This window comes from Paenibacillus hemerocallicola (assembly GCF_006265175.1).
GTDB classification, from domain to species: domain Bacteria; phylum Bacillota; class Bacilli; order Paenibacillales; family NBRC-103111; genus Paenibacillus_AB; species Paenibacillus_AB hemerocallicola.
This window is the reverse complement of the sequence record NZ_VDCQ01000027.1, coordinates 76,441-102,115: the sequence shown is the minus strand read 5'-3', so window position 1 is coordinate 102,115 and position 25,675 is coordinate 76,441. Positions and strand designations below refer to the sequence as shown.

At 55.8% G+C, this 25,675-nt stretch carries 20 protein-coding genes and 1 pseudogene; 8 read left to right on the top strand and 13 right to left on the bottom strand.

Annotated elements, in window-relative coordinates; translation table 11 throughout:
- Positions 1 to 62 precede the first annotated feature (62 nt).
- The 3 genes from FE784_RS19610 (at position 63) to FE784_RS19600 (ending at position 4,230) form a co-directional block, all read left to right on the top strand.
- Positions 63 to 869 (top strand): NAD kinase, encoded by an 807-nt coding sequence (locus FE784_RS19610; RefSeq protein WP_139603913.1) that lies wholly within the window; start codon positions 63 to 65, stop codon positions 867 to 869.
- A 427-nt stretch (positions 870 to 1,296) separates the two neighbouring features.
- Positions 1,297 to 2,703: an extracellular solute-binding protein gene (locus FE784_RS19605; protein ID WP_139603912.1), complete on the top strand. Its 1,407-nt coding sequence runs from the start codon at positions 1,297 to 1,299 to the stop codon at positions 2,701 to 2,703.
- A 174-nt stretch (positions 2,704 to 2,877) separates the two neighbouring features.
- Complete coding sequence (locus FE784_RS19600; protein ID WP_139603911.1) at positions 2,878 to 4,230, top strand: ABC transporter substrate-binding protein; 1,353 nt, start codon at positions 2,878 to 2,880, stop codon at positions 4,228 to 4,230.
- 126 nt (positions 4,231 to 4,356) lie between these two features.
- Here FE784_RS19600 and FE784_RS19595 read toward each other — a convergent pair whose 3' ends face one another.
- Together FE784_RS19595 and FE784_RS19590 are read right to left on the bottom strand one after the other, a co-directional pair.
- Complete coding sequence (locus FE784_RS19595; protein ID WP_139603910.1) at positions 4,357 to 5,775, bottom strand: sensor histidine kinase; 1,419 nt, start codon at positions 5,773 to 5,775, stop codon at positions 4,357 to 4,359.
- Positions 5,753 to 6,493, bottom strand: a complete 741-nt coding sequence (locus tag FE784_RS19590) for a response regulator transcription factor (protein ID WP_139603909.1) — start codon at positions 6,491 to 6,493, stop codon at positions 5,753 to 5,755. The genes FE784_RS19595 and FE784_RS19590 overlap by 23 nt, the downstream gene beginning before the upstream one ends.
- Positions 6,494 to 6,657: 164 nt before the next feature.
- On the opposite strand from FE784_RS19590, the gene FE784_RS19585 reads away from it, so the two are divergent.
- On the top strand, positions 6,658 to 7,410 hold the full coding sequence (locus FE784_RS19585) for a hypothetical protein (protein WP_139603908.1): 753 nt from the start codon (positions 6,658 to 6,660) through the stop codon (positions 7,408 to 7,410).
- Between the two features lie 464 nt (positions 7,411 to 7,874).
- Here FE784_RS19585 and FE784_RS19580 read toward each other — a convergent pair whose 3' ends face one another.
- The 8 genes and pseudogenes from FE784_RS19580 to lipA all read right to left on the bottom strand — a co-directional run.
- Positions 7,875 to 8,342 (bottom strand): phage tail protein, encoded by a 468-nt coding sequence (locus FE784_RS19580; RefSeq protein ID WP_139603907.1) that lies wholly within the window; start codon positions 8,340 to 8,342, stop codon positions 7,875 to 7,877.
- Positions 8,343 to 8,658: 316 nt separating this feature from the next.
- The gene (locus tag FE784_RS41995) at positions 8,659 to 8,988 is read right to left on the bottom strand and encodes an ArsR/SmtB family transcription factor (RefSeq protein ID WP_139603931.1); all 330 of its coding nucleotides are present in this window, start codon (positions 8,986 to 8,988) and stop codon (positions 8,659 to 8,661) included.
- 545 nt (positions 8,989 to 9,533) lie between these two features.
- The gene (locus tag FE784_RS19570; protein ID WP_139603906.1) at positions 9,534 to 9,977 is read right to left on the bottom strand and encodes an OsmC family protein; all 444 of its coding nucleotides are present in this window, start codon (positions 9,975 to 9,977) and stop codon (positions 9,534 to 9,536) included.
- A gap of 164 nt (positions 9,978 to 10,141) precedes the next feature.
- Positions 10,142 to 10,468 carry an acetyl-CoA acetyltransferase gene (locus tag FE784_RS19565; RefSeq protein WP_139603905.1) on the bottom strand — a complete coding sequence of 109 codons (327 nt, stop codon included), beginning with the start codon at positions 10,466 to 10,468 and terminating at the stop codon, positions 10,142 to 10,144.
- A 74-nt stretch (positions 10,469 to 10,542) separates the two neighbouring features.
- Complete coding sequence (locus FE784_RS19560) at positions 10,543 to 12,801, bottom strand: methyl-accepting chemotaxis protein (RefSeq protein WP_139603904.1); 2,259 nt, start codon at positions 12,799 to 12,801, stop codon at positions 10,543 to 10,545.
- A gap of 190 nt (positions 12,802 to 12,991) precedes the next feature.
- Positions 12,992 to 14,011 (bottom strand): efflux RND transporter periplasmic adaptor subunit, encoded by a 1,020-nt coding sequence (locus tag FE784_RS19555; protein ID WP_139603903.1) that lies wholly within the window; start codon positions 14,009 to 14,011, stop codon positions 12,992 to 12,994.
- A gap of 61 nt (positions 14,012 to 14,072) precedes the next feature.
- Complete coding sequence (locus FE784_RS19550; RefSeq protein WP_139603902.1) at positions 14,073 to 14,528, bottom strand: YutD family protein; 456 nt, start codon at positions 14,526 to 14,528, stop codon at positions 14,073 to 14,075.
- Positions 14,529 to 14,567: 39 nt separating this feature from the next.
- Positions 14,568 to 15,461, bottom strand: a pseudogene (lipA, locus tag FE784_RS19545) (lipoyl synthase); the annotation flags it as partial.
- A 266-nt stretch (positions 15,462 to 15,727) separates the two neighbouring features.
- Between lipA and FE784_RS19540 the strand changes: the two are divergent.
- From FE784_RS19540 to larC, 4 genes are all read left to right on the top strand, one after another.
- Complete coding sequence (locus FE784_RS19540; protein ID WP_139603900.1) at positions 15,728 to 16,426, top strand: GntR family transcriptional regulator; 699 nt, start codon at positions 15,728 to 15,730, stop codon at positions 16,424 to 16,426.
- A 169-nt stretch (positions 16,427 to 16,595) separates the two neighbouring features.
- Positions 16,596 to 17,447 (top strand): ATP-dependent sacrificial sulfur transferase LarE, encoded by an 852-nt coding sequence (larE, locus tag FE784_RS19535; protein WP_139603899.1) that lies wholly within the window; start codon positions 16,596 to 16,598, stop codon positions 17,445 to 17,447.
- A complete protein-coding gene (larB, locus tag FE784_RS19530) occupies positions 17,444 to 18,223 on the top strand; it encodes a nickel pincer cofactor biosynthesis protein LarB (RefSeq protein WP_139603898.1) in 780 nt (259 codons plus the stop codon). The genes larE and larB overlap by 4 nt, the downstream gene beginning before the upstream one ends.
- 7 nt (positions 18,224 to 18,230) lie before the next feature.
- Positions 18,231 to 19,283, top strand: coding sequence for a nickel pincer cofactor biosynthesis protein LarC (larC, locus tag FE784_RS19525; RefSeq protein ID WP_139603897.1), 1,053 nt, complete (start codon positions 18,231 to 18,233; stop codon positions 19,281 to 19,283).
- 90 nt (positions 19,284 to 19,373) lie between these two features.
- Here the strand turns inward: larC and FE784_RS19520 are convergent, their stop codons facing one another.
- The 3 genes from FE784_RS19520 to FE784_RS19510 are packed head-to-tail and all read right to left on the bottom strand — an operon-like array spanning position 19,374 to position 25,508.
- Complete coding sequence (locus tag FE784_RS19520; RefSeq protein WP_139603896.1) at positions 19,374 to 21,095, bottom strand: hypothetical protein; 1,722 nt, start codon at positions 21,093 to 21,095, stop codon at positions 19,374 to 19,376.
- 31 nt (positions 21,096 to 21,126) lie between these two features.
- Positions 21,127 to 22,395 carry an efflux RND transporter periplasmic adaptor subunit gene (locus FE784_RS19515; protein ID WP_139603895.1) on the bottom strand — a complete coding sequence of 423 codons (1,269 nt, stop codon included), beginning with the start codon at positions 22,393 to 22,395 and terminating at the stop codon, positions 21,127 to 21,129.
- Between the two features lie 11 nt (positions 22,396 to 22,406).
- Positions 22,407 to 25,508, bottom strand: a complete 3,102-nt coding sequence (locus FE784_RS19510) for an efflux RND transporter permease subunit (protein ID WP_139603894.1) — start codon at positions 25,506 to 25,508, stop codon at positions 22,407 to 22,409.
- Between the last annotated feature and the right edge of the window lie 167 nt (positions 25,509 to 25,675).

The window sequence follows — 25,675 nt, the reverse complement described above, 5'->3', positions numbered from 1 at the left end:
ATTGATTATGATGGTGAATAGAGAAAATGTCTGTCCAACGCCTGCTTCGAGGGGGATACCGTGTGAAGTACAACGTAGTGAACCGGGGCGACGATACGTCCGTCCGGCTAAAGGATCGCTTTCACGAGCTGGCTGCGCAATGCGGGCTGACGCTTGATCCGGAATGTCCCGACATCGTCGTATCGATCGGCGGCGACGGCACGATGCTGCACGCGTTTCATCTATATGCCGACCGGCTCGATCAGACCTCGTTCGTCGGCATCCATACCGGCCACCTCGGCTTTTACGCCGATTGGAAGCCCAAAGAACTGGACATGCTTATCGGCCATATGGCGGCCGACTCCGCCGAGCCGATTCGCGTCGTGAAATATCCGATTATCGAAATCCAAATCGTAACCGATCAAGGCACCGAAACGTATTTGGCGCTTAACGAGTGTACGCTTAAGGGTGTAGAGGGGACGCTTGTCGCAGAGCTTCGCATCAATGACGAACGGTTCGAAATGTTCCGCGGCGACGGCATTTGTATCTCCACGCCGACCGGCAGTACCGGCTACAACCGGAGTCTGAACGGCGCGATTTTGCATCCGTCGCTCGATGCGGTGCAAATTGCCGAGATGGCTTCGCTCAACAACCGGGTATACCGCTCGCTGGGCTCCTCGATCGTGCTGCCGAAGCACCACCACTGCGACATTTACCCGAAAAAGGGGCAAAAAATATTGCTTACGCTCGATCACCTGAACATGCAGCTGTCGGATTTGATCTCGATCCGCTGTATGGTGGCGGACCGCAAAGTTTCTTTCGTGCGGTATCGCCCGTTTCCGTTCTGGAACCGGGTACGCGAAGCGTTCATCGGGGATATCGTGGAATAAGCGCGAAGCTTCGTTTGCAAGCCGGCAACAAGACGGACTTCCGTGCGCGAATGCGCAACGGAGTCCGTCTTTGTTTTTCCCGCCTCCGCCAAGCAGCGGCACGGCACCACTTGCTTCCTCCCCTTCCCCTCCCTGCACGATTCCGGCCTTACTAGGCATGACCAAGCCCGCATCTGCTCCGATGTACATAATCCATATTGACACTATATTGCGATTTCCCTATTGTTGTTATTAAGCGGTTACATACAGCCCGTTTACCGGAAACATACGCAAGCCGCTTTTATTTGTGCATTGGTTTATACATCGGAGCGCGTGAAGGGGAGCCACGAATCAGCTCGCATGGAGAGCGGTTGGAGGTGTGTGAGAACGCTTACTTGGACATTTCGGCGGCCGGCACGCCAGTCTGGATGCAGGAGGACGATGGACTATGAAGGGCAGACCGACGCAGCGGCAATTCCATGAACGTCTGGAGGAAGTCGTACAAACGCTGCGTGACGAAATTCTCGACGGACGCTACCGTGTCGGCAGCTTCCTGCCTTCCGAATCCGTCTTGGCGGAAAGATTTCAGATCAGCAACAAGTCGCTTAGAATCGGATTGGTCACCTTGGTCAAAGAAGGTCTTATAGAGAAAATTCCAAGCGTGGGCAATCGCGTTGTTACGAGGCGTACCCGTGTTACTTTGACTTTGATGTGCCCGCCTTCCATGCTTCGGGACATCAATCTGCGGAAGCTTCTCGACGAATTCCACGCCCTGCATCCTTGGATCCGCGTCGATACGATCTTCGGGAGCGCAATCAACGAATGCGAGAAGAGCAACCCCGCCGACGTCATGGTGTTGAACCAGCTTCAATTTCAGGAATTGGTCGAGACGAAGCAGAGCGATAAGCTGGAGCCGCTTCGGGAAACCGGATCGCCTTACCCTTTCCTGACCGAGGCCTTTACGTTCAAAGGGCTTTTATACGCCCAGCCTATCATTTTTTCGCCTATCGTGCTTTGCTACAACAAGGATCATTTTCGCGAACGGAACGTTCCCGAGCCGGACGGAAGCTGGACATGGGAGCATTTGATTCGGGCGGCGACCGCCTTGTCCGGCGGAGGCGATCGATTCGGGCTGTGCTTCCACCTTCCTTCGGAAAACCGCTGGCCCGTGTTTTTACTGCAAAGCGGAGAGAAGTTCGAATGGGAGGAAGGCAATCTGAAGTCGATCCGGGACACCCGTCTGCTGGAGAGCATCAAGCTGTGCAAACGGATCATCCATAATCGGGACATCTTCCCCCTTTATTTATCCGAGAACAGCGATGACGTGCAAAACTTGTTCGCCGAAGGAAAAGTATCGATGATTATGAACAACTATATGAGCATGAACGAGTTGGCGCACACCGGCATTCATTATGACGTTTCTGCGCTTCCCTTTATCGGAGAACCTCGAACGCTGTCCGTCATATGCGGTATCGCCATCCATAAGCAATCCTTGAAGAAGGAAGCGGCGACCGTTTTGGCCGACTATTTCGCCTCGGTGCACGGTCAGGAGTTCATACGCAAGACGACGACCAGCATTCCCGCGTGCAAGCGGGTGGCCGAAGCCCCTTATGAAATGCCGGGAATCAATAGTCCGAGCCGGTACGGCATGTTCCGGGATATATTGTTTTCGCTGCGCAAGCATAGCGACCTGAATTTGTCGGTAGTCGCATTCGGTCAGCTGATCAAGCATCTCAAGGCGTACTGGTCCGATCTCATTCAAGAGGAGCAGCTGTGCGACAGGCTGCAACAATCTTTGTCCGGCAATACGCCGGCGTTCACCTTGCAAGACGAGGCGGCTGCCATTCAGAAGTAATCCCATCTTTGGAAACGATGCTTCCGCTGACTGAGCCTGCTGAAGAGGCTTTGCCGGAACCGTTTCGCCCAAATAATGTAAATATTTTACTTTAAATGATTATAATTACAATAAAGCATTCTGTTTGACCGGCTTCATGCCGCAAAATGCCACAACTAACCGGGAGGAATACCGATGGCTACTAGGACACGAAATATGCGGAAACGAAACCGCCCCACGATTGGCATCAAATCCAAATGGACGATGCTGTCTGTCGTCGCTCTGGCAGCGGTCGCCCTGTCCGCCTGCGGCGGCAAAGAAGCTCCGTCCCAGTCGGCCGAAGCGCCGGCGGCAGCGGCGCCACCGCAACCGGTCACATTGACCATCGCCGGGCCGGCCGTTGTATGGACCGATGCTGAATTCACCAAATATGTCGACGAGCCTATCCGCAAAAAGTACCCGCATATTACGTTGAAACGGATCGACACGACGGCCAAAGGACAGACGATCCAAGATTTGGTCGCCGCCAATCAAACTCCCGACATCTATGCCGTCCAGCAAGGAAATATGGGGCCTCTTCTCGATTTGCAGCTTGTATACGACGCCACCGAGTTGATCAAAAAGCATAAGATCGATTTGGCCCGAATTCAACCGGAGCTGCTGGAAGCGCCCAAGCCCCAATTCGGTCTCGCTTATTTGCCGGGTCTTCCCGTCTATCAGTCGACTTGGGTGATGGCATACAACAAGAGCGTCTTCAACCGGTTCGGCGTTCCGTTCCCGAAGGACGGCATGACCTGGAATGAGACGGCGGAGATCGCCAAGAAGCTGACGAGGAGCGATCAAGGCATTCAGTATTACGGCTTGAGCTTGGCCCGCACATACACCGATGCTTACAAGCAGGTCAGCGTTCCTTTCGCCGATTTCGCGACGAACCAGCCGATGTTCCAAGCTCAAGGCTGGAAAGATTTGCTGCAATTTTGGAGCGATTTTCACCGCTCCGTCGGCTCGCCGCCAAGCAGTACGGATTGGAACAAAGCGTGGACGCAGGAGAAGCGGATCGGGATGAGAACGATCCAAACCGCCGTCTTCCAAGAGCTGCTCGCCGACAAAGATCTGGAATTCGACGTCGTCACGTTCCCGCAGAACGCCAAGGTACCGGGAATGGGTGCGGAAATGAACGCCCACTGGTGGACGATTACGAAGCAAAGCCCGAACAAGGACGCGGCGATCCAGGCGCTTTCCGTCCTCTTGTCGGATGAGGTGCAAACCGCCATGACCCGGGGCATGCGGCTTACCGTGCTGAAGGATGCGAGTATCCAGAGCCAGACGGGCGCCGACATTACGGGTACCCAAGGGAAAAACGTGACCGCCTTCACGAAGCTGAAAAACCCGACGCCGATCCGGTTCGGCAACTTGACGACTCCATTCCTCGCCAATATGAACAAAGCGTTCAACTCCGTCATGTTCGAGAGCAAGGATATCAATACGGCATTGCGAGAAGCCGATGAGCAAATGGGCAAAGACATTCAGGCGGATTTAAAAAAATAACCCGCGCTAAGCGGACGAAGGGAACGGTGCTGCAAACCGTTCCCTTCGTTATTTACGCCGATCCGTACGGCTCCCTCGGCTCAAACAACCGATCAGCCGGTTTCGGTCGCAGTCGCGCACGGCGATCTAGGAAGCCGTCGGAAACCGCATCATGACGTCGGCCCCGCCCGCGGATCGGTTGCGTGCCGATATGTTGCCCCCGCACCGTTCCACGATCGCCCGGGAAATCGCCAGCCCGAGTCCGGTCTCCCCGTCCTTCCCTTTCACGAAACGGTGAAACAGATGAGGCAGCAAATTGTCGGGAATACCTTCCCCGTCATCGGCGATGGAAATTTCGATCTGGTTTTTGTCGATGCCGGCGCGGATGCGGATTTGCTTGCGCGCATAACGCGCCGCATTCGATACTACATTCAGCAATGCCTGCAGCAGCTTGTCCCGGTCCGCCTGCACGACCAATTCGCGATCGCAGTCGTCGTCATAGCTCGTATGGACCGTCAACCCGTTCTTGACGAGCAGCGGATTGATGCGTTCGACGGTCTCGGTGACGATCTCGGCTATGCTGACAGGCGCAAGCCGGAAAATATCTTCCTCCCCGTCCAGCTTCGCCAGCAGCGTCATTTCGGTAACGATATTTTTCAGCCGCCCGCTCTCGCTAATAATGATGTCCAGCCCTTTGTGCACCCCTTCACCTTCGAACACCCCGTCGCGTATCCCTTCCGCATATCCGGCGATCGACATTAACGGCGTCTTCAGCTCGTGCGAGGCGTTCTGGATAAACTGCTTCTGGATGCGGTTGTATTTCTCCAGCTCCTCGGCCATCTCGTATACGGTATGCGCGACGTCGCCGATCTCCCCGCCGGCCTTGACCAGCTTCACCTCGGAAAACCGCCGGTTCTCCACCTTGCGCAGTTCTCCCCGCAATTTCATCAACGGCTTGATCAGCCTTCTCGTAATGATCAGGCTCAGCAGGAAAACGAGCACGCCGCCGATGCACAGTACGATCAGCAGCCGGCCGAGCAGCGTTTGCTCGATCGCCTTGATTTTGCTCATAGGCATAAAGAGAGTCAGCGTACCGTCGTTGATTTCATTGCTTGCGACAAGAAAGCTGTCGTTCTTGCCTTCCTGCACGATCGTGACATTGGAGGCGACAGCCGCTTTCGTTTGCTCGAGCCTGATGGGAACCGACTGGACCGATGCGGCCGAAAGCGTACTGAAGATCACATTGGCCTGGCTGTCGGTAACGACGGCTTCCACGCCCGCTACCGCTACGGGGGAAACAGTGAGCGTAGGGACGGCGAGCGGCGCCGCAGCCGTAGCCGCGGCTGCGGCTTCCTCCGGTGTAAAGATAGTTCCCTGCTGCGCCATAGTAACCGCCGGTAACGCCTGAATTTGCATCGAGATGCTCGTACTCATCTGCTGCATATCCTTCTTTTGGACTTGAATGAAATGGTCCAGCAGCACATAGTGAAAAATAACGGCGGTAACCGACAGCACGAGCACGAGCAGCACGCCGAACGCCACATTAATTTGAACGAACAGCTTCATCCGAAGACTCCCCTCCCTCTTCCGTGCGCAGTCTGTATCCGTGCCCCCATACGGCTTCCACCGGCAAATGCTCGATTTTTTTGCGCAGCCGCTTCAACAAATGGTCGACGGCGCGATCGCTGCCGAAATAGTCGTCTCCCCATACGAGCGTAAGCAGCTCGTCTCGCGTGAAAGCCCGGTTCGGACGCTCGGCGAAAGCTTTCAGCAGCGCGAATTCCTTGGACGTCATATCCACCTCTTCCCCGCACCAGAATACGCGCCGCTCCTCGAGCAACAGCTGCAGTTGCCCGTTCACGACCTGCAGGACGGGCGACGCATCCGGCCTGCTCTCGTCCAACACTTTCAGTCTGTACCACCGGTGAAGCTGCCGCTTGATCCGGGCGACCAGCTCGCGCGGGCTGAACGGCTTGACCAAATAATCGTCGCTGCCGAGCTCGATGCCCAATATTTTGTCCACCTCGTTATCTCTTGCCGAAATCATAATGATCGGAACCTCCGCCTCGTAGCGGATCCGCTTGCAAAATTCGTAGCCGTCCATCCCGGGAAGCATAATGTCGAGCACCCACATGTCCGGCGGCGTCGTTTTCCATAGCTCCCACGCTTCCTCCGCGGTCGCAAGCCCGACCGTGCGAAAGTTTTCTTTATGCAAATAAGCCTGTACAAGCTCGCGTATATGCTGATCGTCGTCCACGACGGCAATGCAATAGTCGTTCGTCATTATCGGACCTCCGCATTCAAGTTCCCCTCTATTGTAACAGAGCGGCCGGGAAAGAGGGGCCGTGCCATCGTTTTTCCACATTCCATTACATGGATTGCCACAGATCGCCTATACACTGGGAATTGTAAAACAAATCAAACCGAACCCAAAAGGAGTGCTGTACAATGAAACGTTATCTGCTGATCCGAAAAATCGCCCTTTCCACTCTGCTGCTATCCGCCATCGCGAGTCCTTCCGCTTTTGCCGACGCGACGCCCGAGCTTCCGACAAATCCGATCAAAGCCGTGCCGTTCCTCACCATATCGGCCGCTTCCGTCATGGACCCGCTGAAGCTGGCCGAGACATACGCACCTGAAACGGTTGACGATTGGAAGCAAACGCTGGCGGAGTATGAAGAAGCGATCGCATCGCGGGTGAAAGTAACTGCCGGCAACATCGCCACACTCGTAAAAACCGTGCAGGTCGACCAAGTTGCGCCGATTCAAATCCAGCCTGGGGCGGAGCCGGTCGTGTTCGGCACCGTTACGACATTTAGCGGGGGAGAGTCGATCTCCGTGAATGCCGTCGAGAAGGCGGAATCGGCAGTGCTGACGGAGGCAGACATTGCGGCGCCGGTCAAGCTGGAAGCCGTGCCGGGGGCCGTACTGACCGCGGTCGGTACGAACGAGAACGTCTCCTTCACCATCGCCGTCTCGCCTAATGCGGAGGGGCAGCCGATCAACGACTTCATGCAGGGGTGGTCGGATCTGAGCAAAGCGGTAGAGTCCAAGGACGGCAATGCGATCAAACAAGCGCTGGCCCATCAGCTGACGCTGTACAAGCAGAAAATTGTTTTAATTAAAAACGACGATCAAACGATTGCGCAAGCATCGGTCCAGGCGATACCCGCGACGCCGGCCGAACAAAGCAACGACTGATCCGGGAAAGCCGCGAGGAGCATATAGAGGAGAAAAAACCGCCGGAGAACGAGCTCCGGCGGTTTCTATGGATTAATCTATACAATCGGTTCTCGACCTCATTCAGCACGTTGGAACGAATCTTGCTTCCGCGCTTTTCGACAAATCGTTCCCAGTGCTTATTCTCATCGAAGAATATCCGTTTCAGAACATTAGGCTCCATGTCCACAGCTTATCAGAAAACGAAAAAAGGATGAAGTGAATATTCCGGCGTATATTGGGTCATCGTTCCGGTGAGTGGGAGCCATGTTTCCGATATTTTTGAGCCGCCTATCCGATAGAGAGAGCCACCGTCATCTTGAGCGGCTCTTTGGCTATAATCTTGAGCTATCGTCTCCGTTAGCTCAAGGCGGTGCAGCGCGGTGTTGCAGCCCAAAAACCGAAGCGATGGAACGATCACTGCCATGCTTGCACTTTTGTATACTTTAATATTCTCCTTTAATGACAAAAAACGAACCCCGAATAGTTCCAGCGAGTTTAGACTTTTGTCTGGCAAACTTAAACTTCTTTTCTGCTAACTCCTTGGGCACCTCCATCCCCTCGGAAAGCTTGAACCCAACGGCCCTTTTCTTAGGGTCATCAATCGTATACAAGACATTGATCGCTAGTCCATCCTCATAAAAGACGAAGGCCCAATTGATATTTTCCACTTGCAAACGCGACGTTTGTAAAGGTTTAGCCGAAAACTCAAGACCACGTTCATCATTCAAAATTCGGTTCACGTAATCCAGGGTCTCCTGGCTCTCACTGGCTGGCGCTACCGTAAATTCATGTTTGTATTTATTCATGAAGTAACGCGCTTCATTAGCACGTAAACCTGCAAGCGCTTCTGCAACGGGTGAAGACTCTAGACCGATCGTAGACACATTTTTGAAATCAACGATATAGGACATTTCCATTCTCCTCGTATCCATTTATTTTCTGTTAACCGGAATCCACATTTAATCCAAACTAAGCCATTCGAATGGTGTTGATTCGAGTCAATTAAGATTCTAAGACAATCGGTGCGGCTCGTCCACTTCCAGCACTTCGCAATCGACGATGCCGTCCCTCTCTTCGACCGGTTCCCTTCGGAACCGAAAACGGTGGCCGACAATCGATTGAAATCGTTGTCCATGACCCATTTTGCCAGCTTATCGGAGTTGGCCAAGGCGTCTCACATCTGCTTGATCGAGCTTTTGAACTGAAAATCGAGCGACGGATCTTGCTTCATTCCTGTTCCTCTCTAAGAAGTTGATCCAGACGAACCATATTTTGTTTCCAAAATTTCTCGTAGTACGACAACCAGTCCTGGAGTTCCTTCAGCGGTGCGGGATTGAGACGGTTTCGCGTCTCACGGCCGACTTTACGCTCGGTCACGAGGCCGGCTTCCTTCAAAATCATCAAATGCCCGGAAACAGCGGTGCGACCCATCGCAAAATGCGGAGTCAACCGATGGAGCGGCAATTCATCTGCATCCGCCAGCAGTCGAATGATTTCGCGCCGGGTCGGATCGGCCACGGCATAATAGACATCACGTGTCTGTGCAATTGCGCTCATCATCACCGACTCCCTCGCATGAAATTAAAAAGATTAGTGCTTTGATTATAGGACAGTAAATAGTGTCTAGTCAATAGACCCACCTTCTTTCCACAGAAAATCAATGGATTCATGTGAGGATGAAAACCAACTGTTGGCAAGACAGTAAATGGCGTCCTATAGTTGTATACGACAGTAAATGGTGTCTAATTAGACTTTGAGGAGGAAACAAATGAGCAAGATTGTCGATGCGGTAACAACCTCACAAGAAACCCGGTATATATTTACATCAAAATGATCGGAATGATGTTCATGTAAAGCGAATCGAGCACCGTAGCCTCCATGGAATAAAGTACTCGATTGGCTGTTGATTAGTCCATTCAAACTATACCGGAGATGTAGCTCATTTTTTCCGGAGGGGCGGCTCACTACTTACCGGAATGACGGCTCTATCGGACCGAAATATTCTTGAAGTCCCTCTCCACCCAAAAGTTATAAATTCTTATTATGTAGAAAAAACCGCCGGAGAACGCGCTCCCGCGGTTTCTATGAATTAATCTATACAATCAGTTCTCGATTACGATACCGTTCAATTTGAGATTGACAGGATTGGCAATCGTATCTCCCACCGGGCATGTCCGCTCCAAAAATTCGATGAACGCTTCCACTTGCTCCCGAGGGGCATCGGTTTTAATATGAAACGTATACCGGATATCGGAATATCCTTTGCGGACATCCGATTTGTTAAAGAAGCCGTCCAAATCGAGGTCGCCTTCCAGCTCCACCCAGAAATCGTCGAGACGAACGTTAAATTTTCTCGCGTACACTCTGGCCACGATCGATTGGCAAGCGCCCAGGGCGCCGAGAACCGCTTCGACCGGATTCATGCCGGTATCCGTCCCGCCCAAGCTTTTCGGTTCGTCGATCGTCAGCTCGAAGTTTCTGGAGCGCACTTTCACGACGACCCCTTCTTGCAAATGCGCGGTTGCTTTAAAAGTTTCAACAGCCATTTCAAACACCTCTTGTTGTTTATAATATTTTTCAATAAATCGATATAGTCGGTATAATACCACACTTTTCCTATAATGTTAATATGAATTATTCGAACTTGTCCAATATCCGAGCAAGCAATAAGGCGTCCCGCCATCACGGAACGCCTCCTCCTATTACCCTGCTACGTATACAGCAGCGTAATGGCCAGCAAATTGTAGAGCACCAGCGGCAAAATGACGTCATTGTACGCATACGCCGAAGCAAGCGGATTGAAGAAGCCCCGGGTCTGGTCGTGAACGGTGACCCTGATGTACAGATGATCATCGTCCACGTGGACGATGACGCCTTCGTGCACATGCCCGGCCATCGTATGGACCCGAACCGGACGGTTGAGGCAATGGCGGGCCACGTCGTGAACGCGATCCCGCGCGCTTTTCACCGACTGCACCATAGCGGGGTCCGCCTGGTACAACGGCTGCAGCTGCTGTTGAATAGGTTCGTTCATCATGAAACATTCCCTCCGTTTCATTGCTTACGCTCCTATCCTATGCATATGCCTAACCGAGTGTGCGAACCGCTTCCCTATTCGCGTTGAAACACTTTGAGCGATTGTCTCAATTCCTTCGCCAGCTGCTCCAGCTCTTCTCCCGTCCGTACCAGCTCCCCGCCGGATTCATGCTGATCGCGGACGAGGCCGGCCACGTTTTCCGTCGTCGCCGTCGATTCCTCCGAAACAGCGCTTACTTGCATCATCATGCCGGACAGCTCGGACTGGGCTTCCATGGAAAATTGCAGCGAGTTCCATACTTGCTGGACGCTCTCCATAAAGGGTCCCATCGAAGATTCCACATGCCGGAAAATGTCTTGGGACGACCGCGATATGTCGCTTTGCCGTTGGAAAATGGGGAGCGAATCGGCGACAAGTCGGCTTGTCTCGGTCATTTCCTTCTGGATGTTTTCGATAACCGCTTCCACGGAAGCGATCGAATCTTTGGATTGGTTCGCCAGGCTGCGAATTTCACCGGCTACGACCATAAAGCCTTTGCCCGCTTCTCCCGCGGAAGCGGCTACGATGGAAGCGTTCAACGATAGAATGTTGATTTGCTTGGAGATGTTCCCTACGATATCGAGAACGACGGAAATCGATTCCGTGCCCGCTTGAAGACGCTCCATCCGTTGGCTAAGCGACGATACGACTCCTTCCGCCTCCTGATTATGCTTCGTCAGCTCCTCGATGGCGGTCGCCCCGCTTCGGCCCGAATCCTCCACCTGCACCGCGATATCCTTCATCGAGCGGTTAAGCTCCAACACGCCCTCCAGCCGGTTGGTCATCTCCCCGGTAAGCAGGGTGCTCTTCTCGGCATCCCGCGACAGGCTGTCGGCCCCGGAGGAAACCTCGTTCATCGCGACGGCGATTTCCCCGGAGGCGGCCCGGGATCGTTGAACGAGACCGTTGATCTTGTCCGTCGCCTGCATGAGCCGGTCCGCCGTCTGCCCGGTCTGGGATACGATGCTGCCGATGCGTTCCATCATGCTGTCGAAGCTTCCGCCTACCGATCCGATTTCGTCGTGGCGCTTCATCTCCAGCCGTACGTTCAGATCGCCGTTCTCCGCCTGTCGCATCTTGCTGACCGCCAGCATCAGCGGCCGCCCGATCGTCCGATATCCCCACAAGCCGAGCAGCAGCGCAAGAACGACTCCTCCGAGAATGAGCACGGCGAGCCCGTTGCGGATCGTCTTCGCGTCTTCCAGCAGCTTGTCCTCCGGAATCGCGCCGACGAGCGTCCAATCGATATTGGAAAGCGTCTTCGAGGAGACGAGATAGTTCGACTTGTCGTCATCCGTGACGATAGAGGTCTGCTCGACCGGCTTGACAAGCGCAGTTCCGCCGAATGCGGCGCCTTCGCGGTTCGAGAACAGGCTGTCGCCGGCGCTTCCGAGCAGGTGAATGTCTCCCATACCGCCGAAGTTGATCGGTCTCAGCAAATCCTCGAAAAATTTCAGCTTGAACTCCACGATCAGCACATCGGCCCATTTCTGGTCCTCCGGGCTCCAGAACGACTTGGCGATGGCGAATATGGGCGTCTCGGTGTCGTTCATCATAAAGGAACCGCGCTGCGGCGGAAGATAGACGTTTCTCCCTTTTCCTTTGACCGCCTCTTCCGCCCACGGCAAGCTGTACAGGTTGGCGGTTTTCGCCTTTCCGTTAATGCTCGTCAGCTGATTTTCCCCGTTGAACCGGACGAGTCCGATGGAGTAGATCATGTCGGCATTTGTCAACGAATAGGCGGATATGTAGTTGTTGATCGAGCCGTCGAGCGTATTTTTCGGCAAGTTCAGTTCGTTGAACCTGGGAAGGATGGCCGATTTCCCTTGGGAAGCCCGGGCGATATCCTCGGTAATTTTAATCCGGTCCTTGGACTCCGTCGTCTTGCCCGCTTGCTCGGTCTTCAAGGCGATTTCGTCGTCGAACGCTTTGATTTGCGCCATCAGCCGCTTGTATTCGCTCGCTTCCGGCTCTTGCATCGGCTCATAATTCCGCCTGTCCTTCGTCGTAAATTGATTTTTGTCCGCATAGACGGCCAACTGGTTGTACGTGCCCTCCATCACCTTGTACCAGCGGTCCGTATTGCTCGCGGCATCCTGGACGACCTGCTGCATGTTGTCGCCTACTTTTTCCTTCAGCGCATCGGAAGAAATTCGATACGCAATCACTCCCGCCGTGGCGCACGTCAGAACGATGCTGGCGAGAAATGCGGCAAAAAGCTTGAACCCGATAGACCGGTGCCACCCCCAGTTCAGGCGAAATTTCCGGGTCGCAGCTTGCTTCTTCCCAATCATTCCATATCCCCCTTCTTGGTCAATTCGGTAAAATAGGCATATCGGTTCCCGATTGCGTGCCTCGCAATCGAGTAAACCCTTTCAAGGAATTATTTTACTGGAAATTCTATGAATTTGGTATGATCTTTTCGACAAAAAAAGACGAAGTTCTCCTAAAGTAGGGAACTTCGTCCAGTTCTATTCGAACCATTCAGTTGTTCAATATAATTTGCTGCCCGGCTTTCAGCCCTTTGCGGATTTCGACTTCGGTAGCCGTTTCCAGCCCTTTCTCCACGTCGACTTCCTTGCGGCTCGCTCCATCCTTCAGATGGACGAAGCTGCGGCCCTGATAGGAGCGCAGTCCTACGCGGGGAATGATCAGCACGTTTTCCTTGAGATCGGTCACGATCGTCAAGTCGCCTTGTGCGCCCAACGCCGCATCGGGAGGGACGGTATCGAGCGAGATGAGCAGCGATCTCGTATTCCGGTCGTTCTGCTGCTGGTTGTCGGTGAACGGCGCGGTTCGCGGCGTTTGGATCACTTTGCCTTTGTACGTCGTTCCATTGAAGGAAACTTCGGCCTCCACGTCCCGTTCGACCGTCGTCAAGTCTGCGCCGATTGAAACCGTATACAGAAACAGCAGATTTTGCGGATCGGATAGTCCGACAACATCTTTATATGCGGCGATCGTATCTCCAGGCTTGATGAAGTCCAGAAACGTAACGACGCCGCTCCGGTCGGCGACCAGCTTCGTCTTCTCCAGACTCGCTTCCAAGCCTTCCAGCTTCAGCTGCTCTACCTCGCGGTTCAGGCCGGAGAGCCGGAGCTTCTCCGGATCGCCGGCGCGCTTCGACTCCGCGAGAGCATCCTCGGCCTTAGCCAGCACGAGCTTCTGCTGGGAAATTTTCATGTTCAAATCGCGCGGATCGAGCTGCAGCAGCACATCGCCCTTGTTCACCTTGTCGCCCGCCTTGACGTACATCGCGTGGAGCTGACCTCCGACGGTATACTGGTAAAACTTGGTGGAGGAAGGAACGAATACGCCCGTGCCGCGAATTTGCTTGGCGATCGTACCGCTCTTGACTTCGTACACGTCTTCCTCCCGTTTGACCGGCTTGAGCAAAGTCGGCTTCTCCTGGGGCGCCGCATTGGCGTACGTGCAGCCGGTTTGGACCGCGGCCAGCGCGCCTAGCAGCAGCAAGCCGACCCACCGTCTTTTTGCTACATTCAACAACCTTGTCGCCTCCCGACCGATCGTTCGTATTCGATAACGAATGCTTTACATGAAGCTGTTACTTCGTCGGCTGCTGACGCTCCTGGCGTGCGGGCCGTTCGTGGCGCTCATGACGTTCCGGTCGTGGATGCGGTTGCTGCTGGGGCGTGCCCGGGCTCGTCTGCTTCGGACCCGCCGCGTTCGGCTGCTGCTGAGACTCGGACGGAGCTTGCTGCGCTCCCGGCTCCGTCTGCGGCTTGGCGCCGTTCACCTTGCGCAGAATGAAATAAGCGCAGCCGAAATTGCAATATTCGTTCAAATAATCGTGAATGCCGGAAACGCACGTATCCTTGTTGCCGTTTTTGTTGCTTTCCTTGAAAAAGCCTTTCAACCGCAGCTGACTGTAGCCCCAATCGCCCACGATGTAGTCGTAACGCTCGAGCACTTCGCTGAAACGGTCCCGGAAAGCTTCGAAATTGTATCCGTTTTTGTTCTCCTGCACGAGCTCATACGTTTTGCCGCCGATATGAATCAAAGGAATTCCCTCCTTGCGCCCGGTTTGCGGAAATGTCGATCAGGAATGCGCATGCGCCGACTTCACTTGTTCGTGAGCATGGTAGGAGCTACGCACGAGAGGTCCGGATTCGACATGGCGGAAGCCCCGCTTCATGCCTTCTTCCTTCAACAGGGCGAACTGCTCCGGCGTATAATACTCCACCACCCGCAGATGCTGCTTGGTCGGCTGCAAATATTGGCCGATTGTCATAATGTCGCAATCGACGGCGCGCAAATCGTCCATTGTCCGCAAAATTTCGTCCCATGTCTCGCCCACGCCCAGCATAATGCTGGACTTCGTCGGGATGGACGGATTCATCCGTTTGGAACGGGCAAGAAGCTCCAAGGAGCGATCGTATTTCGCTTTCGAGCGAACCCGGTCGGACAAACGTTCGACCGTCTCCATATTGTGGTTCAAAATGTCCGGCTTCGCGTCCATCACGATGCGAAGGGAATCCTCGTTCCCGAGAAAATCCGGGATGAGCACCTCGACCGAGCAGAACGGCAGCCGTCTGCGGATCGCATGGATCGTCTCGGCAAATATCGTCGCGCCTCCGTCCGCCAAATCGTCTCTCGCCACCGAGGTGACGACGCAATGGCGCAGCCCCATCTGCTCCGCGGCTTCCGCTACCCGTTCCGGCTCTTGCAGGTCGAGCTCGGTCGGCAGACCGGACTTGACCGCGCAGAAACGGCACGCCCGCGTGCAAATATCGCCCAATATCATGAACGTAGCCGTACGGTTGGCCCAGCACTCGTGAATGTTCGGGCATTTCGCCTCTTCGCAGACGGTATGTAGCGTCCGGGAACGCATCGTATCCTTCAATTCCTTGACATTATCGTAATCGTCGCCGGCCGGCAGCTTGATTTTGAGCCACTCCGGCTTGCGAAGCACAGGTTTGGTCGACATGTAGTTTCCCGCTTTCTGATGGAATTCCTTCTATTATATCACGAAAGAGGCAACAATCCATGCCTGACCGCTGCTTATGCTCTCATTGTAGCGAAGGCGGGGGCGGAAAAGAAGGTTCGAACTTGTTGGAAAAGGTGTCGATTTGTTCGGTTGCGAGCGGTATGCTCCGGGAAAGCCGACGCGGCAAACGGGCTCGGCGCGAATCGGCCGTTGACTTGTATACTTGTATACACGTATACTCAGGGTATATTCGGAAAAGCGGTGAATGAGGAATGCGCTTCACATCTGCGGTTTCCAGCGGAAAATCGCTGGGCGAGCAAGCCTACGAAACGATCCGGGATGCGATTATTACGTTGCGGCTCGAGCCCGGGCAAACGATTTACGAGAACGAGTTGGCCGACTCCCTGCATATTAGCCGCACCCCGATTCGCGACGCTTTGCAACTGCTCGTCTCCGAGCGGCTGGTCGACATTCTCCCCCAGCGCAACAAGCAGGTAGCCTACATTTCCGAGCTCAAGGTAAAGGAGAGCAGCTTCGTGCGTCTGAGCTTGGAGAGCAGCGCCTTCCGGCTTGCGGCGGGAGATTGGCGGGAAACCGAGCGCTACGCCAAAGCGGAGAAGCAGATCGGCAGACTGCTGCGGGAGCAGGGCGAAGCGGCCGAGCAGCAGGATGTCGTCGAATTTCTTCGGCTGGACGAGGAATTTCACAGGTGCATCCTTCAATTGGCGGGCAACGAAACGCTGCTCGAGGTCGTGTACCATATGCGGGGCCATCTGAACCGGTTCAGATATTTGGCGATGAAGGAGCTGGTCTTGACCGAGAGTCTGGTCCATGAACACGAGGAGCTGTTCGAACGGTTAAAAAAACGGGACGAGAACGGCGTCGTCAAGCTGCTCGAGCATCATTTGGGCAAGCTGGACTCGGAGTTCCCCCGGCTGCGCGAGCAGTTTCCGGGCTATTTCAAGGATTGACCTTGTGACGCGGCCGTTTTTTTCATCCGATCTTCATTTGCGGCGCTGTTTCGGGAGTCACGCCGGTATGTTACACTAATAGATGCGGGTAAACATCAGGACTTTCGTCCGTAGAAACGAACCGCTTGCAGGCGATTGATGGCCCAAGCGGCGTCCGGGAGGGGACTTCATGGAAACCGGAATGACGCTTCAACAAAAGGATGAGCGGCTTGGCTCCATCCTTCGAGATATGGGCCGCGTCCTGATCGCGTTCTCCGGAGGCGTGGACAGCACGTTCGTGCTGAAGCGCGCTTACCAGGAGCTTGGCGATCAGGTATTGGCCGTAACGGCCGCTTCGGAGACGTTTCCGACGCGCGAGTTTAATGCCGCGGTGCAAATCGCCGAGGAAATGGGCGTACAGCTGCACAAGACGGAAGTGAAGGAATTCGAGAATGCATCGTTCGTGGCCAACAATCCGGACCGGTGCTACCATTGCAAGACCGGCCTATACTCGCACCTGCAGTCGATGGCCAAGGAGCTCGGCTATCCGTTTATCGTAGACGGCTCGAACGTGGACGATCTCGGCGATTACCGTCCCGGCCTCCAGGCCAAGACGGAGCAGGGCGTCCGCAGTCCGCTGCAGGAAGCGGGCTTCCTCAAAGCGGAAATCCGCGAGCTGTCCAAGGAGCTCGGCCTGAAGACGTGGAACAAGCCTTCGTTCGCCTGCTTGTCCTCGCGGATTCCGTACGGCACGAAAATCGAGAAATACAAGATCGACCAGCTCGACGAAGCGGAAGACTATTTGTACGCGCTCGGATTTTGGCAAGTCCGCGTCCGTCATCACGACAAAATCGCGCGCATCGAAGTGATGCCCGACGAATTGGCGAAGGTGATCGAATTGAACGAGCAAATCCATCAAAAATTCACATCGCTCGGCTTTACGTACGTCACGCTCGATCTGGCCGGCTACCGGACCGGCAGCATGAATGCCGTGCTGAAGAAGGAGCTGCCCGTCGTCGTGAAGGAAGAAGCGGCAACATGATGCATTTGGAGCACGTACTGAAGCTTTTGCAGGCCGGCGATCTCGACGTCGAGGAAGCGAAGCGGCAAATCGAGGAAATCGCGCAGGCCGAGACGAACGGCAAAGTCGACGACCTCGGCTTCGCCCAGCTCGACGTCGAACGGGAGAAGCGGACCGGCTTTCCGGAGGTCATTTACGGCGAGGGCAAGACGTCCGAGCAGATCGTCGCCATCTTCAAGCGGCTGACCGAGCATTCCGACCGGGTGCTGGCCACCCGGGTGGATACGGACAAAGCCGAGGCGGTGCTCGCCGCCGTCGCGGGCGCGACGTACCATGCTTCCGCGCGCGCTCTCACCTGGTTCAAGAAGCCGATTCTGAAAGTGCATGAAGGGTACGTCGCGGTCGTATGCGCAGGCACATCCGATATGCCCGTCGCCGAAGAAGCGGCGATCACGATCGAATGCATGGGCAGCCATGTGGAGAAAGTATACGACGTCGGGGTGGCCGGCATACACCGGCTGTTCCGGAGGCTGCCCGTTATCCGCGGCGCCAACGTCATCGTCGTAGTCGCCGGGATGGAAGGCGCGCTGGCAAGCGTCGTCGGCGGATTGGTGTCCAAGCCCGTCATAGCGGTACCGACCAGCATCGGCTACGGAGCCAGCTTCCACGGCGTGTCGGCGCTGCTGACGATGCTGAACTCGTGCGCGACGGGCGTCACGGTCGTCAATATCGATAACGGCTTCGGAGCGGGCTACAGCGCCGGAATCATTAACAAAAATATGTCGAAAAGGTCGTGAATGTTGCGTGCGAGTCGTATATTTCGATTGCTTCTCCGGCATTAGCGGCGATATGACGCTGGCCGCGCTCGTAGACGCCGGCGCCGATCGGGCGTATGTCGAGAGCGAGCTGCAAAAAATTCGCATCGAGCCGTTCGAGCTGCAGTGGAAGCGTGTAAACAAAAAAGGGATTTCCGCGCTCAAGATGGACGTAGCGCTCGATCCGAACAAACGGCCTACCCTTCACAGGCATTACTCGGATATCGTCAAAATGATCCGGGCGGCCGGCTTTAACGAGCGGGTCACCGCGTACAGCCTCGCCATATTCGAAAAAATCGGAATCGCCGAGGGCAAGATCCATGGCATTCCGCTCGAGAAGGTGCATTTCCACGAGGTAGGCGCGATCGATTCGATCGTCGACGTGATCGGCGTCGCGCTGGCGCTCGATTCGCTGCAGGCCGAGACGATTTACTGCTCTCCCGTCCCGCTCGGCTCCGGAACGGTCAGATGCGACCATGGCTTGTATCCGGTACCCGCACCGGCTACGCTCGAAATGATGCGCGGACTTCCGATCGCCCCGACCGACTATGCGATGGAGATGACGACTCCGACCGGTGCGGGGATCGTAGCCGCCGTCGTGAACGATTTCTCCAAAGGGCTTCCGCCGATGGTCGTCGAGACGATCGGCTACGGCGCCGGAACGCGCGACTTGCCGAACCAGCCGAACGTGCTGCGCGTCGTCGTCGGTACGGCCGACGCCTATATCCCGAAATGGACGGCCACTCAGCATATACATGCTGAACAAGCCCATGTCCATGAGCACCATCACCATCATCATCATGATCACGAGCATGACCATCATCATGACCACGACCATCATGAGCATGGACATCACCACGATCATGAGCATGATCATCACCATCACGACCATAAGCATGTTCATGACGATCATAAGCATGGGCATCAGCACGACAAGCACGATCACAAGCACGATCACAAGCACGCGAATGAGCATGAACATCTTCACCGTCACGATCATGACGACGATAACCGGGGCGGAGCGAATACGCACAAGCATTAAGACCGGCCGATCACGCCAAACAGGCTTTCCCTGCAGCAGAGCAACCTGCGCGGGAAAAGCCTGTTTCGGTTATGCCGGCGGTCTACCGCCTCACTGCTTCAGCGTTTTCACGAGCCGGTTCGCCTCGCCGTTCGGCGTGTCGATCGACTCGTACAGCTTGACTACCAGCGGATATTGGTAGTTATCCGTATAGATGTTGGAGAACGAAATCGTCTGCTCCCCGCTAATAAGCTTATTCGTTCCGGTAAACGGAACCGATTGCGATCCGATAACGCGGCCCAATGTGTCGGTCAGCTCGATTTTCAGCTTCGAGAAGCCGGCGTCGGCCACTACGTTATCGACCTGCTCCACGTCCAGGTCCAGCTTCATCCGGTACGAGTAGCCCGTCGCCGCGTTGTACATGCCGTTCACGGTCCAATAATCGATCTTTAGGTTGAACGGGTAAAAGGACAACGCGGAACCTTCGGCTTCCTCCCCTACCTCGGCACGGATCGAAGCGATCGTGCTGCTGTAAGGCGCCGCCGACTGGCTGTCCAGCAGACGGACCGCGAGCCGCTCGCCATTCTCCGTCGCCGGCACCATAAACGAATAGCTGACGACGTAGCTCAGATTCGGCATCATAACGGCCGGCGTTTGCGCCTGGCGGCTGCCCGCGTAAGCGGCTCCGTCCGTACCGACGATTTCCGCTCCGAAGGCGGGAAGCGCGGAAGTCGAACTGCCTTTATTATAAAGCTTGAACTTGGCTACGACGCTTTTGAAGCCCGCTCCTTCGTTATCGTGCATATGAAGCTCGACGAGCGACACTTCCGTATCGGCGGCGATCAGACGGTTGAGCGGGTCGAAGGCGATCGGTGTCCCCGTCGCATAGGACTCGTTCGTATTTACCGGCTCGGTTCGGACGGACGGGACGGCTATTTTTTGCGCACCCGCCTCGAACGTCACCGCAGGCTGTCCGGCCGCGGCGAACGTTCCGTTCGTCATCAGCAGCAGGCTGTCCAGAACGGTTCCCGACTCGGCAGGGATACTAAAACGAACGTACTTCTTCTCCCCGGCTGCCAGCGTTACCGGTTCTTTCTCTATACGCTGGCCGGCGTACGTTTTATCGGCCGCTTTGCCGTCCAATCGGAACTCTTCGACCGTTTCGCCGATGCCGCCTTTATTTTCCGCAAGCAATGTAACGACGTAAGCACGCGCCTCCGAACCGTTGTCTTCCGTATAACCGACCGGGGTGTAGACGATCGGGGAATCCGAGCCGGGGACCGTGAATGGCGCTCCCCATGCGATCGGCTCCGCGGGCTGCTCGAAATCGGATTTCGCCGAATTCCACACGCGCGTCATCGGGATTGTCAGCATAGTCGTCTCCAGCTTCGGATAGACGTATTCGTCCACTTCTACGAATTTCAGTCCGGTCAGCCCGAGCTCGTCCTGCCGGTCCACGGTGACGAGATAAGTCAGGTCGGCGCTCTCCTTCCCCATCAAGGAGCGCGCGTTCGTCGAGCTTGCCGTCAGCGCGTATTCGATGCCGTCGGCCGAAGTCGCCCGCAGCTCGAAGTCGGGTACCCGGGAACGGGCGGCGCCGTCGTTGCGCAAGCGGATCACCGCCGCTATTTTTGTCCCGTCGGCCCCTTTGTTGACGGCGATCGTTTTCAGCTCGGCACCGATCGAATTCGAGAGCGCATAGACGGTGCCAGGCGTGCCGGACACGGCAGAGCTCCAGGGGGCGTCTGCATAAACCGGCAGCGAAGCGGCCAGGAGCGAGGCGGACAGGACAACGGTCGCGAACGTCGTGTTCCAACGTTTTGCACTTTTCATAGGTGAGCCTCCTTCAAGTTCGGTGTAAGCTTCATTGTTTCACTTCCACTTTTTGGCCGTCCTTCAGCTGATGCTGACCGGAGACGACCAGCTGCTCGTCCGCACTCGCTCCTTCCAGCACTTCCTGGTAGGAGCCGTGCAACCGGCCGAGCTTCACCTTGCGCTTCTCCGCTTGGTCGCCCTTCAGCAGAAACAGAAACGTATCCCCGCCTTCCCTCACGATGCTCATCGTCGGCACGGCAACGACGGTCTCCTCCTCGGGTGTCGTCAGCTGCACTTGGACCCGAGAACCGGGCTTCCACGCGCCGTCCGGGTTGTCGGCTGTAAGCTCCAGCGCGAACGTTTTCGTCTGGGCATTGATCAGCTCGGACAAATATGTTATGTCGGCCTTCTGCTTGCCGGACGGATTGTCTGCGGAATAGAAGACGAGCTCCTGCTTGCCCCGGGCCAGTTTGGCCGCGCCTTCCGTCAGATCGGCTTTGATTTTCACCTTGTCGAGGCTTTGTACGACTCCGATCTTGGTCCCTCGCGACACGGTCATGCCCGCTTCCGCGATCATGTCCGTCAAAATGCCTGCCGTAGGAGCTTTGATCTCGTAATCGCCCAGCGTTTCCTCGGCATCCCGCAGCGTCAGCTGCGCAGCCTCGACCTGTGCCTGAAGCGCGGCCAGCGAGTTCGTCTTATCCAGCGCAGCCAGCTTCTGCCGAGCGGCGTCAAGCTCCCTTCGCGCATTGTCCAGCTGGTTGGCCATCTGCTCGACCTGCCGCTTGGCGACGGCTCCGGCGTCGTAATCGTTTCGCAATTTGTTGTAATCCTTCTCCAGCTCCTGCAGCTGCTGCTCGCCTTTCACGATCGAGTTCTGCATATCGGTTCGATTCGTTTTCAAATCCTCGGACGATTTGGCGAGCGATTGCTGCGCGCTGCCGAGCGAAGAGACCGCCCGTTCCTTCTGCAGGATCGCGTCTTTGGCATCGAGCCGCAAGATCGTCTCGCCCGCCTCGACCCGCTGGCCGTTCTTCTTCAGCACCTCCAGCACCTTTCCTTCGGCCATTATCGATACGTCCAGCTGCGTCGCTGCCGTCACATTCGCTACCTGCTCGCGGGGCTCGCCCATGCTTTGCTTGCCGATTTTCTCGATGCTGACCCGGCTTGACGCCGAGGCGGCTGCCGGGGCGGCTGTCGGGTCGGCTCCGCCGGGCGCAGAGCATCCCGCCGCCAATACCGCGGCCAGCATTAGCACGCCTGCGGCCCGCAAGCCGCCGCGGCTGCCGCCGTTTCGTACGAGATCCCATGATTTCATCGCTGATCCCCCTATATTCCCATATTTGTACCGGATTCGACCGCCGGTTTACGCTGATAGCGACCGGCCAATCTGGATTTGAACGCTTCGATCAGCTCGTAGACGACCGGAACGACGACAAGCGTCAACAGCGTGGACGTCGTCAAACCGCCGATTACGACGACAGCCAATCCTTTGGAAATGAGCGTCCCGTGCGAAAACCCGAGTGCCAGCGGCAGCATCGCGACAATAGTGGCCCCCGCCGTCATAATAATCGGTCTCAATCTGACCAAACCGGCCTCGATCAGGGCATGGCGCACCGTATACCCTTCCTTGCGGAGCTGCTGCGCCCGGTCGATCAGCACGATCGCATTCGTCACGACGATTCCGATCAACATCATGAATCCGATCAGCGACGTAATATTGAGCGATTCCCCGGACACGACCAGACCGAGCAATCCGCCTATAACGGCCAGCGGCAACGAGAACAAAATCGCGAACGGCGCGCTCGCATTGCCGAACGCCAGCACCATAATCAAGTAAACGATCATGACCGCCACGGCCATCGCGACGAACAGCTGCGTAAAGCTTTCCTCAATATCCGCGCTTACGCCCTTCACCTCGCGGGAGACCCCTTCCGGCAGCTCGACGCCGGCCAAGGCGAGCGACACTCTGCTGCTTACCGTCCCTTTGTCCGCGGAGTCGATGCCTGCCGTAATTTTGACAACTTGCGAACGGTCTTCGCGCGACAGAGCGGCCGGCGCCTGCACCTCCTGGAGCTTTGCGATTTCGTTCAAATATATGATCGATCCGTTCGATGCCTGAAGAGGCATTTTGCCGAGCTGCTCCAACGAGTTTTTGTCCGATTTGGCCAATTGCACCGTCGTCGTGTACAAAACGTTGTCGAATTTGAGATCGCCGAGCTCTTCTTTTTGAATCCATGCCCTTGCCGATTCCCTTACGGTAGCCGCGCTAAGCCCAAACGACCTTGCCTTCGCCTGATCCACCGTAATTTTCACTTCGGTCTTCGAGTCGCTCAGACTGTCCTTTACGTCGGTCAGCTCCGGAAACTCCTTCAGCTTCTCCTTCACGACAGCCGCCGACCGTACGAGCGCCTCCTGATCGTCTCCCTTGAGCGAATAAGAGAAATCGGTGGAGCTGAACCCGCCGCCTCCCCCCGCAAGCGAACCCGGAGTCACTTCCGAACCCGAGGGCAATCCGGCTAAAATCATATCGCCGAACTGCTTCTTCACCTGATCCGGTTCGGCATTCGCGTTCACTTCCGTATAAATTTGCGCGATATAGGCTACCTGTTCGTCATCGTTGTTGTAACCGACCAACGATTCGACGAAGGTGAATAGCGGCTCTCCCGAGGCGTCCTTTGCCTCGCGAAGCATCGATTCGATTTGGCTCGTCTGCTGATCCGTGCTCTCGAGCGACGTCTCGTACGGAAGCTTGATCGTATAGCTCATCTGCCGCTCCGCGCTGCTGTCCGGGATAAAGGCGACCTTCAGCATCGGAACGGTTACCGCGACGGTCACGACGAACAGCAGCCCCGAGACGAGCAGCGTCTTGATGCGGTGGGAAAGGGACCAGGTAAGCGCCCGTTCGTAAAGCGTCGTCAGCTTGCTTTTTGCGTTCTCGTCGTGATGGCCGATTTTCCCGCTGCGCAGCACGAGCAGCTTCGCCATCATCGGGATAACGGTCAGCGCCACGAGCAGCGACGCCAGCAGGGCGCAAGCGACCGTTACCGCGAACGGACGGAAGAAGCCTCCGACGATGCCGCTTACCATGCCGATCGGAGCGAATACGCCGACGGTCGCCAAAGTGGACGAGGTGATGGCCATCGCCACTTGGCGCGTCGCGTTCAGGATGACCGATTCGTTGCGCTCCTGCGCCTTCTGCAGGTTCGTGAACGTATTCTCGATGACGACGATGCTGTCGTCGACGATGCGCCCGATCGCGATGAACATGCCGCCGAGCGACATGATGTTGAGCGTAATGCCGAAATAGGACATCAGGAGAAGCGTAATAAGCACGGACAACGGGATGGATACGAGCACGATCAGCGTCATCCGCACGTTGCGCAAAAACAGCAAAATCATCAAGGAGGCGAGCACCGCTCCGATAATGCCTTCCTTCAACAGCCCGCTGATCGATTCCCGCACGTCGTCGGCGCTGTCGTATACTTTCTTGAAGGTGACGTTGGGCAGCTGCTGCTCCCATTTGGCGATCAGCTCGTTTGCGGCGTCGGAGAAATCGACCGCGTTGGCGTCGCTCGTTTTGTACAAATGAATGCCGACGGCCGGCTTGCCGTCGATGCGGGCGATGAACTCCGATTCGGAAACGGCTTTGATTTGAGCCAGTTCCTTCAACAGCAGCGTCTGTCCCTTGGGCGACGCGATTTCCAGGTTTTCCAGGCTGTACAGGCTGTCCAAATCGCCCGTTACGCGAGCCATCTTCGCGTTGCCGTCGAACTCAACCGAGCCGATCGCTCCGTTCGACAGGGCGGACTTGATCGCGCCAGATACTTGCGACGGGGTAAGTCCATAGGAGGATAGCGTGTCGGCCGAGAGCTGAATGTCCACCGACGTTTCTCTTTCTCCGACGGAATCGATATGATCGACGCCTTTGATCGATTCGAAGCCCGGCCCGATCTCGTCTTTATATAGTTTGTCGAGCTCGGTCTGACTCATGCCGTCGCCGGCGTACACCGCCAAGTACATGGCCGGGATCGAAGCGAAGCCGAACGTGGCCGCTTTCGGACGCGCTGCGGTTCCCGGCAGCCTTACATCCTGCAGCAGGCTGTCGATTTCCTGCTTCTTCTCGTCCACATCGACGCTTTGCTCGAACTGGGCGATAATCATCGACATGTTGTCGCTGGACGTGGACGATAAAAGGTCCAGCCCTTCCACGTTGGCGAGCTTGTCCTCGATCGGCTTCGTCACCTCGTCCATGACGTCCTTCGGCGGCGCCGGATACGATGTCGTGATCATGACGATGGGAAACGATACGTCCGGCATGTTCTCCACCTTCAGCGTAGTGGCCGCGTAGATGCCGCCGCTGAACAGCAGCGCGATGGCGATAATGACGGCCGATACGTTTTTCATGGAAAAGCCGATAATGCCCTTCATCCGGTACCCCTCCTTTGTTCGTTTCGTTGTCATTCAGCATACCGACGCCGTATGAACGGAGCATGAACCAAGATGAACGGAGCATGAATAAAATTTGGACATTTTGTGACAAAAACGAAACCTCCATACCCGCTCAGCGGTTTTGGAGGTTATGCTCCTTCCTATTC

Excerpts from the sequence above, each read along its gene's own strand:
- FE784_RS19515 (WP_139603895.1), bottom strand. The coding sequence starts at position 22,395 with ATGAAATCATGGGATCTCGTACGAAACGGCGGCAGCCGCGGCGGCTTG.
- FE784_RS19565 (WP_139603905.1), bottom strand. The coding sequence starts at position 10,468 with ATGATGAACGAACCTATTCAACAGCAGCTGCAGCCGTTGTACCAGGCG.
- FE784_RS19540 (WP_139603900.1), top strand. The coding sequence starts at position 15,728 with ATGCGCTTCACATCTGCGGTTTCCAGCGGAAAATCGCTGGGCGAGCAA.
- FE784_RS19595 (WP_139603910.1), bottom strand. The coding sequence starts at position 5,775 with ATGAAGCTGTTCGTTCAAATTAATGTGGCGTTCGGCGTGCTGCTCGTG.
- FE784_RS19570 (WP_139603906.1), bottom strand. The coding sequence starts at position 9,977 with ATGGCTGTTGAAACTTTTAAAGCAACCGCGCATTTGCAAGAAGGGGTC.
- FE784_RS19590 (WP_139603909.1), bottom strand. The coding sequence starts at position 6,493 with ATGACGAACGACTATTGCATTGCCGTCGTGGACGACGATCAGCATATA.
- FE784_RS19520 (WP_139603896.1), bottom strand. The coding sequence starts at position 21,095 with ATGAAAAGTGCAAAACGTTGGAACACGACGTTCGCGACCGTTGTCCTG.
- FE784_RS19585 (WP_139603908.1), top strand. The coding sequence starts at position 6,658 with ATGAAACGTTATCTGCTGATCCGAAAAATCGCCCTTTCCACTCTGCTG.
- larE (WP_139603899.1), top strand. The coding sequence starts at position 16,596 with ATGGAAACCGGAATGACGCTTCAACAAAAGGATGAGCGGCTTGGCTCC.
- larB (WP_139603898.1), top strand. The coding sequence starts at position 17,444 with ATGATGCATTTGGAGCACGTACTGAAGCTTTTGCAGGCCGGCGATCTC.
- FE784_RS19510 (WP_139603894.1), bottom strand. The coding sequence starts at position 25,508 with ATGAAGGGCATTATCGGCTTTTCCATGAAAAACGTATCGGCCGTCATT.
- FE784_RS19580 (WP_139603907.1), bottom strand. The coding sequence starts at position 8,342 with ATGTCCTATATCGTTGATTTCAAAAATGTGTCTACGATCGGTCTAGAG.
- FE784_RS41995 (WP_139603931.1), bottom strand. The coding sequence starts at position 8,988 with ATGAGCGCAATTGCACAGACACGTGATGTCTATTATGCCGTGGCCGAT.
- FE784_RS19605 (WP_139603912.1), top strand. The coding sequence starts at position 1,297 with ATGAAGGGCAGACCGACGCAGCGGCAATTCCATGAACGTCTGGAGGAA.
- FE784_RS19600 (WP_139603911.1), top strand. The coding sequence starts at position 2,878 with ATGGCTACTAGGACACGAAATATGCGGAAACGAAACCGCCCCACGATT.
- FE784_RS19560 (WP_139603904.1), bottom strand. The coding sequence starts at position 12,801 with ATGATTGGGAAGAAGCAAGCTGCGACCCGGAAATTTCGCCTGAACTGG.